General features: G+C 50.3%; 6 protein-coding genes. All 6 read left to right on the top strand.

All coding sequences use genetic code 11. The features are described 5' to 3' along the window. The first annotated feature begins 1,332 nt into the window (after positions 1-1,332). A complete protein-coding gene (locus tag DWX91_RS17530; RefSeq protein ID WP_412693902.1) occupies positions 1,333-7,392 on the top strand; it encodes a DEAD/DEAH box helicase family protein in 6,060 nt (2,019 codons plus the stop codon). Positions 7,393-7,458: 66 nt separating this feature from the next. Then, on the top strand, positions 7,459-7,926 hold the full coding sequence (locus tag DWX91_RS12030) for an XF1762 family protein (RefSeq protein WP_118538991.1): 468 nt from the start codon (positions 7,459-7,461) through the stop codon (positions 7,924-7,926). Next, positions 7,916-11,530, top strand: a complete 3,615-nt coding sequence (locus tag DWX91_RS12035; RefSeq protein ID WP_118538993.1) for a DUF3849 domain-containing protein — start codon at positions 7,916-7,918, stop codon at positions 11,528-11,530. Before DWX91_RS12030 ends, DWX91_RS12035 begins: the two co-directional genes overlap by 11 nt. Beyond that, positions 11,473-12,177 (top strand): LPD16 domain-containing protein, encoded by a 705-nt coding sequence (locus DWX91_RS12040; protein ID WP_243099046.1) that lies wholly within the window; start codon positions 11,473-11,475, stop codon positions 12,175-12,177. Before DWX91_RS12035 ends, DWX91_RS12040 begins: the two co-directional genes overlap by 58 nt. Before the next feature lie 5 nt (positions 12,178-12,182). After that, the gene (locus DWX91_RS12045) at positions 12,183-12,404 is read left to right on the top strand and encodes a transposon-transfer assisting family protein (protein WP_243099047.1); all 222 of its coding nucleotides are present in this window, start codon (positions 12,183-12,185) and stop codon (positions 12,402-12,404) included. Continuing rightward, positions 12,401-13,243, top strand: coding sequence for a DUF4316 domain-containing protein (locus DWX91_RS12050; RefSeq protein ID WP_118538999.1), 843 nt, complete (start codon positions 12,401-12,403; stop codon positions 13,241-13,243). The genes DWX91_RS12045 and DWX91_RS12050 overlap by 4 nt, the downstream gene beginning before the upstream one ends. Positions 13,244-13,297 lie beyond the last annotated feature (54 nt).

The following is a 13,297-nucleotide window of genomic DNA, read 5'->3' on the forward strand; positions in this document are numbered from 1 at the left end:
GGCAATGCTCTGCATGAACACGCAGAAGCCCTGAGCTATATGGAACGCGATATGGCAGAGGGTGTGGCAGAGATGGTCTTTGCCGATACGTCCATCTTCTCCGGCGGATACCCGGAACTTACAGAACGACTTGCAAAGTTGATTGACCAGCCGGAATTTCTGGCTGACCTGAACGAACGTCTTTTGGGACTGGCAGAAGCCTACGCCGAAGATAAAAGCGTGATGCGGATGCAGTTCTACCGCCCGGACAAAGTATCTGAACAGTTTCAGAAGTTTGCCCTTCCGTATCAGTCCTATCAGGCACGAGAGGGATTCCAGTGGAACGAACAGAAAATCTTTATTACCGAGGATGAAATCGACGCTTATCTGGCAGGCGGCGGGCCGTATTCGGATGGCAGACTGGCAACATACAGTTTCTTTCTCAACCATGAAGAAAAAGCAGAGCGGACGGCGTTTCTGAAAGACCGATACGGCGTTGGCGGCAGCAGTCATGCACTTTCCCGTGCAGATAATTCCCATGCCAACTATGACGGCAGAGGTCTGGAACTGGCGCGGGGCAGCTATGGAAAGCCGGATGCACTGGTGAAGCTGAACTGGAATCAGGCGGCAGAACGAGTTGCAAAGCTCATTGACCAGAGTTTGTATCTGAAGCCTGCGGATTACAGCCGGATGCCGAGTTACGAGCGTGAGCAGATGGCAAATCGGGTGATTGGTTTCTACCATCGTCTGCCCGATGAAGTAGAGCGTCCATTTAAGCGGGAATTGCTGAATGAGGATGCCAGAAAGAAACTGCCCACCATGCTGGCTGACCCGGAACAGGCGGTAGAGCTTCTGGAAAAGATGGATGCAGCACTTCTTTCCGTGCCGCTGGATTCCCCGGAATATGCGGAAAAATCAAAGACGCTTGCTGAACTGCACCAGTATGTTGAGGGAACGTACACGATCTTCCCGGAAAAGAAAAAGGCTGTTGAGATTTCTGTTTCTGAGGCAGGACAAATATCGCTTTTCGATATTTGGGCGCAGGAACAGGAATCGAAAGAGCATTCAACCACCGCAGTGGTTGAAGAACCCCAGAGGCAGGCGGCAAAGTACAGCAGAAATGTCGGGGATTATCTCTATCTGGAAGATGACCGCCTTTATAAAATCGAACGTGTTACGGATTCTCTGATCTATCTGAAAGATATGGAGCGTCCTGCATGGGCGGCGCGGGTGCTTCGACCGAACCAGTATGATGCAGAACTGGCAAAGAATCCGCTGAATGATTATCTTCTGGCAGGGCAGAAATCTGCATTGAAAGATAGTCGCTGTGTTTACAAAGAATGTCTGTACTCCATGCTGGATGCGGTGCAGCAGAGTGAAATCTATCCGTATCTCCGCGACCGCGATGTGGATGCAGACGAAGCGGAAAAGGAACTTCGGAACAAGATTGACGAGCTGTTAGAGCAGAATGCGAAAACTGCTCCGCTGTATCTGGAAGCAAGCCAAAGCTGGGAAAACTTCAAAGACTGGTTGGTAGAAGATATTTTCCAGCGCACCTATCAGGACGTTATTACGGACAGACGGGATGCCGTTGCACTGTATCAGGATAGCAAGGACGCACCGCAGTGGGTGCGCGGCATTATGGTTTTGTATGCAGCGGAAGAAAAGGCCGTTGAGCCGACCTTGCAGCCCCTGCCGCTGGATGCCGTAAACGAATATAACGCGCTGAAAGAGCGTTACCCGGATGCTCTGGTCGGCTATGAGCAGTACGGCAACTTTGAGTTCTACGGCGAGGATGCAAAGCGCGTTTCAGAACTTCTTGGCAGCAAGCTGTTGGAAAAGGAAACCGCACTCGGCAAGGTTGAGGTGTCTGGTTTTCCACGTGAACAGTGGGCTTCTCAGGCAATGAAGCTCTGGAAGCAGGGGGAGAGCGTCTATCTGTCCGGCCAGCAGGAAGATGGAACCCATGCGCAGACAAAGTATTTCCGCAGAGAGGAATATCTGCCAGTCAATACCATCATTGAACTGGACGATAGAGAGTTCCGTGTGGATTCGGTCAACTTTGAGCAGGGGACGGTCAGCTTGCAGGACATGACCCTTGCGAAAGAAGCCCGGTATCCGATCTTCCGAACGGAACCGCTGGAGTACATTCGGCATCTGTACGAACAGGCCGACGTGCCGATGAAAGAAGCGATAGAAACCACAGTCTTTACTGCTCTACACAATGCTGGTGTGGCTTACGAGGATTTTTCCCCGGAGCAGATGGATGTGATCTATTCGGTGGCAGAATCGGGCGGCGAGTTAGAAGAACTGCTGAATCCCGACTTCTCGCCGGAACAGATGCAGCTGATCGCGGATGTGCAGACCCGGACAGATGCCATCCATCGTTCGGCAGTGGACGATGTTTTGAATCCTCTTACCAGTAAGTCTATGACCCCGGAAGAGGTCAACCATGCACGGCGGCAGCACAACCTTCCGCTGGACAGTGGAGCCGAAACGGAACAGCCTGTACAGCCCAAACAGGAGCCTATGAACTTCCGTATTACGGACGATGATCTTGGCACAGGAGGAGCCAAGACAAAATTCAAAGCAAACATCGAAGCCATCCGGCTGCTGCAAACGCTGGATGCAGAACAGCGGCAGGCAACCGCAGAAGAACAGGAAGTTCTTTCCCGGTATGTCGGCTGGGGTGGCATTCCGCAGGCATTTGATGAGAAGAATGCAGACTGGTCGAAAGAGTATGCGGAACTGAAATCTCTGCTCCCGGCAGATGAGTACAGCGAAGCGAGGGCATCTACGCTGAATGCTTTCTACACTTCTCCCACGGTAATCAAGGCAATGTATGAAGCCCTTTCCAATATGGGACTGAGCAAAGGTAATGTGCTGGAACCGTCCTGTGGTGTCGGCAATTTCATGGGTCTTGTGCCTGAAAACATGGAAAACATCAAGATGTATGGTGTAGAGCTGGACAGCGTATCAGGGCGCATTGCACAGCAGCTTTATCAGAAAAACAAGATTGCCGTGCAGGGCTTTGAAACGATGCAGTTCCCGGACAGCTTCTTTGACTGTGTGGTAGGCAACGTGCCGTTCGGCAATTACAAAGTGCCGGATAAGCGGTATGACCGCCACAACTTCCTCATCCACGATTACTTTATTGCAAAGAGTCTTGACCTTGTTCGTCCGGGCGGTGTGGTGGCGGTAGTCACTTCCAGCGGCACGATGGACAAAAAGGATTCCTCTGTCCGAGAGTATCTTGCCAACCGTGCTGATCTGGTCGGTGCAATTCGCCTGCCGAACAATGCGTTCCAGCGCAATGCGAATACAAGCGTAGTAGCGGACATCCTGTTTTTGCAAAAGCGTGACCGGGCGGCAGTGGAGCGGGCAGAGTGGGTAGACCTTGGCACAACGCCGGAGGGATACCCCATCAACCAGTATTTTGCGCAGCATCCTGAAATGGTGCTGGGCGAGATCACGACTGAAAGTACACAGTACGGTAAGCAGGAAACTACGGTCAAACCCATCGAGGGCGCAGACCTTGTCCAGCAGTTGAAAGCAGCAGTTGAGAACATCCATGCGGAAATCACAGAGCCAGAAATCACGGACGATGAACTTGACCAGAACACAGAACCGCTCCCGGCAGACCCGAACGTGAAGAATTTCGGTTACACCAACGTGGATGGACAGGTTTATTACCGTGAAAACTCCTACATGAACAAGGTTGACCTGCCTGCGGTCACAGCGGAGCGTGTGCTGGGAATGATCGCTCTGCGGGAAACCACACAGAAATTGCTGGACTGCCAGTTGTACGATGGTACAGATGCCGAAGTGGAACTGCTGCAGGGAAAGCTGAAAGACCAGTATAAGCGGTTCACAGCGCAGTATGGTCTGATCAACAGCACCGCAAACAAACGGGCATTCCGGCAGGACAGCAGCTATTGTCTGCTGGCATCTCTTGAGATTCTGGATGAGGATAAAAACCTCAAGCGGCTGGCAGATATTTTTACCAAGCGCACCATTCGCAAGCCGGAACCTGTGACCTCTGTGGATACGCCGAGTGAAGCCCTGGCACTCTCCATCGGAGAAAAAGCAAAGGTCGATGTACCGTTTATGGCTGAACTTTGCGGAAAGGCAGAGCAGGAAGTGACCGAAGAACTGGCGGGCGTTATCTTCCGCAATCCTGTCACACAGGCGTGGGTGACGGCAGACGAATATCTGTCCGGTAATGTCCGGGAAAAGCTGGAAACGGCAGAAACCTTTGCTGCAAACCACCCGGAGTATCAGGTCAATGTCGAGTATCTCAAGCGGGTACAGCCGAAAGATTTGAATGCTTCGGAGATTGAAGTGCGGCTTGGTGCAAACTGGATCAAGGCAGAGTACATTACGGACTTCATGGAGCGGGTGTTCAAAACGCCGAGTTACTATATCGGAAGTTCCATCAAGGCAACCTATTCGGAAATCAGCGGTGCATGGAATATCAGCGGCAAGTCGCTTGACCGGAGTAATCCCCGTGTGACGAACACCTATGGCACAATGCGGGTCAACGGCTATCGACTGCTGGAAGATGCACTGAATCTCCGGGATACCAAAATTTACGATACCATCTATGAGGATGGAAGAGAAAGGAGAGTGCTGAACAAAAAAGAAACCATGCTGGCGCAGCAGGCACAGGAAGCGATTCGGGATGCGTTCAAGCAGTGGATTTTCAAGGATTTAGACCGCAGAGAGGAACTTTGCAAGGTCTACAATGAGCGGTTCAATGCGATTCGTCCCCGTGAATACGATGGCAGTCATATCAAGTTTGTGGGCATGACCCCGGAGATCAGCCTGATGCCGCATCAGAAAAATGCAGTGGCGCATATCCTGTATGGCAATAATACGCTGTTGGCGCATTGTGTTGGTGCGGGCAAGACCTTTCAGATGATTGCTGCCGGCATGGAAAGCCGCCGTCTGGGTCTGGCACAGAAGAATCTCTACGTTGTGCCGAACCATCTGACGGAGCAGTGGGGCGCGGATTTCCTGCGGCTGTATCCGAATGCCAATGTGCTGGTGGCAACGAAAAAGGATTTCGAGCCATCCAACCGAAAGAAGTTCTGTTCCCGGATTGCTACGGGCGATTATGATGCCATCATTATCGGACATTCGCAGTTTGAACGGATTCCGCTTTCTCCGGAACAGCAGAAATCCATGATTGAGCGGCAGATTCAGGACATTACCTTTGCGATTGCAGAAGCAAAGGCAGAGGACGATGGCAAGAGTTTCACGGTCAAGCAGATGGAGAAAACAAAGAAAACCTTGCAGGCAAAACTTCAGAAGCTGAACGACCAGAGCCGCAAGGATGATGTAGTTACATTTGAGCAGCTTGGTGTTGACCGCCTGTTTGTGGACGAGAGCCATTTTTATAAAAATATGTTCCTCTACACAAAAATGCGGAACATCGCTGGTATTGCTCAGACCGATGCACAGAAGTCCTCGGATATGTTTGCAAAATGTCAGTATCTCGATGAAATCACTGGCGGCAAGGGTGTGACCTTTGCAACAGGTACGCCTGTATCGAACAGCATGGTAGAGCTGTATACCATTATGCGCTACTTGCAGTATGACACCTTGCAGAAACTTCATCTCGGACATTTCGATAGCTGGGCGGCTTCGTTTGGCGAAACCGTAACGGCAATCGAATTGTCCCCAGAGGGAACGGGCTACCGTGCAAAGACGCGGTTCGCCCGGTTTTTCAATCTCCCTGAATTGATTTCACTGTTCAAGGAGTCCGCAGACGTACAGACGGCAGATATGCTGAATCTGCCTGTGCCAGAAGCAGAGTACATCAATGAGGTGCTGAAACCCAGTGAAACGCAGCAGGAAATGGTGAGCAGCTTTGCCGACCGTGCAGAGCGTGTGCGGAACGGAAATGTCGATCCGAGAACCGATAATATGCTCAAAATCACGAACGACGGCAGAAAACTGGCCTTGGATCAGCGGCTTATCAATGACCTGCTGCCGGATGAGCCGGAAAGTAAGGTCAACCTCTGCGTGGAGAATGCCTATCAGGTATGGGAAGAATCCACGCCCGACAAATCCACCCAGTTGATTTTCTGCGACTTATCGACCCCGAAAGCAGACGGAACATTCAATGTGTACGATGATGTCCGGGAAAAACTGGTGGCAAAGGGAATCCCCCGTGAGGAGATTGCTTTTATCCATGAGGCAAATACCGAAACCAAAAAGGCAGAACTGTTTGCAAAGGTGCGCTCCGGTCAGGTGCGTATCCTGCTTGGTTCGACCCCGAAACTTGGTGCTGGTACAAACATTCAGGACAGACTGATCGCCCTGCATCATCTGGACTGCCCGTGGAAGCCCTCTGATCTGGAACAGCAGGAAGGACGCATTCTTCGTCAGGGAAACCGCAACCAGAAAGTGAAGATTTTCCGTTACGTCACAGAGAATACGTTCGATTCGTATATGTGGCAAATTCTGGAAAATAAACAGAAGTTCATCTCGCAGATCATGACCTCGAAATCTCCTGTTCGTGCCTGCGATGATGTGGACGATACCGCGCTGACCTATGCAGAAATCAAAGCATTGGCAACGGGAAATCCCTACATCAAGGAAAAGATGGATTTGGATATTCAGGTCAGCAAGCTGAAGCTGATGCGGGCCAACCACACCAGCCAGATTTACAGCCTGGAATCGGATATTGCACGGCGGTATCCGGCAGAAATCACGGCAGCGAAAGAGCGCATAGCAGGTCTGAAAGCTGACCTTGCAGTGGCAAAGCCGTTGCTGGAACAGGACAAGGAGAAGTTCTCCATCACGGTGGAGGACAGGGTTTATACCGACCGCAAGGAAGCAGGCTCGGCAATTCTTGCAGCCTGTGCCGCAATGAAGATCGCTAAGACAGAGGGGCAAATCGCAGATTTGGGAGGGTTTGCAATCAGTTCCCGGTTTGATGCGTTCGCCCAGACATTCAAGCTGACCATCAAGCGGCAGAGCAGTTATACGATTGAACTTGGCAGTGATCCGGCTGGCAATATCCAGCGTATTCTCAATGCGCTGGCATCTATCGAAAAGACACTGCCGCAGGTGGAGCGCAGATTGGAAACCTTACAGCAGCAGTTGGCAGAAGCAAAGGAAGAAGTGCAGCGTCCGTTCCCGCAGGAGACGGAATTAAACGAAAAATCTGCACGGCTTGCAGAATTGAATGCCCTGCTGGATATGGACGAAAAGGGGGATGATGCGGCTCTTGGCATGGATGAGGAAGTAACGGATAGCGAACTTCCTGCGCCGAAACGTGAGATTGAGCGGAGTGCAGACAGCGTAAAACGTCCGTCGATTCTTGCACAGCTTCACGAAAAGCAGGCAGAACGCATGGCAGAGCCGAAACCGCAGAAAAAGAAAAGTCACGATATGGAACTATAACTGAGAATGCCCCCGTCAGATCTCCGAAAGGGAATCTGATGGGGCAGATTTTGTAAAGGAGGGCATTTGCTGACATTAACACCGATCAATCTGAAAACGGCAAACGCGTTTGTGCAGCAGTATCACCGCCACCATAAACCGACGCGAGGACATAAGTTCTCCATTGGCGTATCGGAAAATGGTGCGCTGGTGGGCGTTGCTATCTGCGGCAGACCTGTGGCGCGGTGGTTGGATGATGGCTATACGCTGGAAGTCAATCGCCTGTGTACGGATGAAACTCCAAACGCCTGCAGCATCCTGTATGCGGCGGCGTACCGTGCAGCACGGGCAATGGGCTATACAAAGGTTGTCACTTATATTCTGGACACCGAAAGCGGCGTATCGCTCAAAGCTGCCGGATATGTTTGTGAGGGCCGTGCTGGAGGATTGGAATGGAATGGCGAGAGAAAGCCGAAGATGGCGAACCAGTATCCGTATCAGATGAAAACTAGATGGGTCAAGAAAATCGAAAAGGAGGGCATGAATGGCAGATAAGCGGGCAGACCAGCTCAAAGAAATCACGGAACGGTTGGAGCAGGGCGTAAAGGACATTTTTACTTCGGAAATGTATACGAAGTACCTGCTTACAATGTCGAAATTCCACAATTACAGCTTCAATAATACGCTGCTGATCGCAATGCAGCGTCCAGATGCTACGTTGGTGGCTGGGTACAATGCCTGGAAAAATAAGTTTAACCGCTATGTGAAAAAGGGTGAAAAGGGCATCCAGATCATCGCGCCTGTCCCGGTAAAGGAACGGGAAGAGAGGGAGAAAATCGACAAGGACACCGGGCTTACGGTGCTGAATGAGAGCGGGGAGCCGGAAATCGAAGTGGTGGAGAGGGTGATTCCCCGGTTCCGGGTAACAACGGTTTTCGATTATGCCCAGACAGACGGAGAACCGCTGCCTACGCTGGAAGTGAATGAACTGACTGCCCGTGTCAAGGATTATACCCTGCTGAAAGAGGCAATCGAACAGGTATCTCCTGTGCCAATTCGTTTTGGAGAGATCGAGGGCAACGCAAAAGGTTATTACAGCCACATGGACAAAGAAATCTGTGTTCGTGCCGATATGGGTGAGAGCCAGACCATCAAGACGATGATCCATGAGGTTGCTCATGCCATGCTGCATGACAGCGACCAGATGAAACAGCGCGGCGAGGAAAAAGACCAGCTTACCAAAGAAACGGAAGCGGAAAGCATTGCATTTACGGTTTGCTCGGCACTTGGCATTGATACTTCGGACTACTCGTTCCCGTATGTAGCAAGCTGGGCAAGCGGCAAGGAACTGAAAGAATTGAAAGATTCGATGGATACGATTCGATTGACCGCTGCTGATTTTCTTGAAAAACTGGAAACGGCGGTGACAGAAAGGAGTGTGGAGCGCATGACGGCGATGGAATATGCTGAAAAGCTGATTGCGGACAAGGAACGGGACAAAACCGTTTTTGACAACAGCCAGCGAAATCTCATTGTAAACTTTGCTTACAAGCTGGATGACCGGGCGGCAACGGAAGAACTTGCCAACAATCTGGCGGCTGCGGTTGCGGCTGAAAACACGGAAGAAATCAATCGCCTGATGTGGGAAGCAGAGGAGAAGATCGAAAGTCTGCCGGATGGCATGATCGGTCTTTCGGAAATGCACGAATATGGGTATCTGAAAGATGATGTTCTGCCGCTGACAAAGGAAGGCGCACGGGAGTGGCATCGGCTGGGCGAACGGATTTACCCGCTGTTTCAGGATGGCACGGCAGGAGATTTCGCCAGTCAGGAAGAGATCGAACAGCATGATGGCATTTTCGGAATCAAGGCTGACGCATGGAGTGCAATTTTGCTGGAAAAGAACGAAGAGTATCTGGAAGATGAGTATTCCCGCCCGGATGCCGCACTGACGGTGATAAGTCGGGAGCAGGCTCTGCGGCTGTTTGATGAGGGCAAGCAGATTTATCTTATCCGTATCAGCCCGTGGCCAGTTCTTGTCACAGGGCGTGAAGAAATCGAACGTGGAAGTGACTATTTCCAGATCGCTATGGAAGATTTGGAAAAGGACAAGCAGAAAACAATGGAAAACGGCGAGAAAGCAACCGTTGAAAAGCTGGCAGTAGACCTTGACGATTTTGCCTTTGACTTCGATTTCTACCACTATAAGGACAGCGTAGAGGATCGGGAGCAGGCAGTTGAAGCACTGAAAGAACAGATTCAGGCTGGGGATGTTCAGCCGATCAGGGAATGGCTGCAAGCCGCAGTGGAGGAATCAGAGGGAGAGTCCGCAGAAAAGGCGGCAGAACTGATAACTCGTATGGATGCAGTAGTTAAGGAGCAGAAGCTGCTTTCCGGCAGCGAAAAGCAGTTTGGCATCTACCAGATCACTGTCCGTGACCCGGAACACGACTACCGCTTTATGAATCTGGATTTTGTAAAGCGGCACGGGATGGAAGTAAACTGTGCAGACTATGAACTGGTCTATACCGCACCACTTACGGAAAATGATACGCTGGAAGCTATTTACGAACGCTTCAATATCCAGCGTCCAGCGGATTTTACCGGGCATTCGCTTTCCGTCAGTGATGTTGTGGTGCTGAACGATGGCAAGTCGATCAAAGCCTGCTATGTGGACAGCATCGGCTTTGCAGAGCTGCCGGATTTTTTCAAGGAAAGGAAGATGGATTTGAAGAAAGAAACGATTCTGGATGAACAGTTGCAGGAAATTGAAATCTTTGATAAGCCCGGTCTTTTCAGCAACAGCAGACTGCGGGATGAGGATGTGCCGGAGGGGTTGTACCGCTATGACCTGCGTGGGTCGGACTATGATCCGGGACAGCCGATTCTGGTGGAGAAAACGGTGATCGTAAACCATGCGGCATCTGTTCTGATGGCAGAAGAACTTGACCTTGGCGCAGACGGTCGGCTGGAACTGGGCGCGGAAGGTCTGAACTTCACGGGTGGATTGCTGACTGTGCGTGAGTTTATGGAAGAACAAGAGCATAAAAAGGATGGCTTAATACACGGTGACTCCGACCAGATTGCAGTCGAGGGTCATATTGGCACATGGTATGCGATTGATGAAACGGAGGTCGGTGGCGAGAAGTTCTTCCTGCTGGAGCATGAGGAATACGGGGATGAAGCTGCCTGCGTTGCGGTCAATGAGCAGGGAAAACTGGTGGCAGAAAATTTGTGGAACGGCTTTGATGAGGACTTTCAGGATGCCATAAAGGAGTATTTTGCAGAAAAGAATCCGACTTCACAAAAAGAAGAACAGGCTGTGCCTGTGGCAGAGGAAAGCCGCACGGATAATTTGGATGTTCCGGTTTATTACGAATCTTTTGCCTATGCAGCAGAGAATGGCGAGGTGGATTTGTACCGCATTTCCAGACAGCTCAATGAAGAGTGCAGAAACGCCATTGAAGAAGCGATTGCAGACAATTTCGACGGAATGAACCTTGCAGATGATGCTACGAAGTCCGTCGTTGAACAGTTTGGCATGGAGCGCATGGGCTATATTCTGGCGTACACGCTGAATTATAACAACCATGACGGACGCTATTCACACAGTAATAAGGAATGGGCAGACACCACCTGCAAGGGAGAACGGGGCAGCAATATCCGCACCGACTGGATCGTGCGCAGTCACCCGACTGTGCTGAACGGGTTTGTGGATATGTACCGTAAAGAACTTGCGGCTGAACAGCAGCGGGAGCCAGAAAAACCGTTTGTCCAGCAGTTCTATGTTGTGACAGATTTGCAGACCAATCCGATGAAAATTGAGAAGTTCGGGAATCTCGATGATGCAATGTCCTGCTATCAGCAGGTTCCGAATTTTCATCTGAAAGCCCTTGGCGTAGAGAAAACGCCTGACCCACTTCCGGGCAGTCTGGACATTGTGCAGTGTAAGAACGGTATTGACACGATCGTAGAGGACTACAAGAAAGTTCCGGGCTGGGATAATCCATACATCCAGAACCATGTGGTCGCACTGGTGGCAGAAGCGTTGAAAGTGCAGGATGTGGCGGTAGCTATGAAATCAACGATGGCTATTTTAACATCCAGACCAGCGAGGATGGCTACGACTATACCTTATATGATAAGGACTTCACGGTAATGGACGGCGGTATCATCGAAGTGGATGGATATAGACCCGTGCAGGAAATGATGGAAGAAGTTCTGGCAGAACACGGACACAGCGTTTCTGAGTGTGGTGTGATTAGTACTGCGTATCTTCAGGAACAGTCATACCGCGCAGAAACACAGCGGGCAGAAGCAATGAAAGAAAAGCTGGCAGCAGAGAAGCCTGCGCCGGAAGCGAACATCAGCTTTTATGTGGCAGAGTGTGCAGAGTTTCCGGTGATGGGAGAGTTCCATGACAATCTGACATTGGAGCAGGCATTGGAAATCTACGATAAGATTCCGGCAGAGCGGATGAACGGAATCAAGAGCATTGGCTTTTCTCTTGAAGATGGAAGCATCTATTCGGGAATGTTTGACCTGATGGTAGGCGGAGAAGTGCAGGCAGAGGTTGTCAACCATATCCAGCATTACCGGGAAAGCCCGCTGGTGCAGAAAGCAATTTCGGATATGAAAACGCTTTTGGAAAAGCGGCAGGCAAGCAAGGAGTTGGAAGAACGCCCCAACACCCGGCAGTCTGTTCGTGAAGCGTTGAAGAATCGCAAAAAGGCGCAGGAGCAGCAGCCTCATCAGGAACAGGCAAAACCGAAGAAGGCAAAGAAGAAAGGAGAAATAGAACTGTGAGCAAGATGAAGTTTAATGCAGATGAGATGATGGTTATGGCAATGTTTGAGCAGCCGACACGGACGGAAACCATGAGATATATCGAGGAAGTTGTTCCGTTTGTGGAGGATGATGCCGAAGTCTTTCCTTTGGTAGCATCTACCATGAAAAAGATGCGCTCTATTTCAGACATGGAGTTTTCAGAGCTTGACCTTAAACCGTATCTTCAGGATGTGGTGGCAAAATGAATATCAATCAGTATGCGGTCTATCAGCTGAAAGATAGTGCAGAACTTGCTGCGTATCGGTCACGTTCATATCAGTATTTGACGGAACATCATTTTCAGGTGATCGTACAAAATTATCAGCAGGCGTATTTTACAAAGTTGTTTACATCGGACACACCAGAGATGATTCGGAAACGGTTGGAAGAGCATCGACCGAAGAATTTCCGTGGCCGTCCATTTGGTGTCGGTGATGTGATTGTCATAAACCAACAGGGAGAAATCACGGCGTATTTTGTGGATAAGGACTCCCTTGTTGTGGTTGCTGGCTTTATCCGCAATAGTAGTTCTGGCATTCTGGTTACACTTGACACGAAAAATCTTTTTATAGATGGATGTGCTGGAACGTGGATGGCAACCGAAGAATGCGTGGTAGAAAGCCAGCACTTTTTTCTGATGCAGCATGAAGTCTATAAGGAAAAAGCACCGAACGTGATTGTAGATGCTTCTGGCAAACTGGTTTCCACTGAAATCCGAAAAGGGTTGGATGAGGATGCCAGAAAAAAGATTCTGGATTATCTGCATCCACCGCTGATGGAAAAGCCGATGAACCAGAAGCCGTCACTACACCAGATGGAACATTATCAGAAGTTCTATGAGAACGGGGAATATGTTCGGGCCGTAGAATCAACTACGGAACAGAACTACAATATGATTGATGGCTGTGCCAACAATCTCCCTAAGCCCCGCATAATCAACGGACGGGAATCCGTTCTTGATAAATTGCGAATCCGGCAGATGGCACGGGAAAAGCAAAAGAGTAGCCAAGAGAAGTCGGCTGATATGGAACGGAACAGGAAGTGATCTGTTGTTGCCCGGATGCAGAGGGTTCCCTGCAAACAGGCGTTGGAAGAAATA

The organism is Clostridium sp. AF22-10, assembly GCF_003478725.1.
Taxonomy (GTDB): domain Bacteria; phylum Bacillota; class Clostridia; order Lachnospirales; family Lachnospiraceae; genus Otoolea; species Otoolea fessa.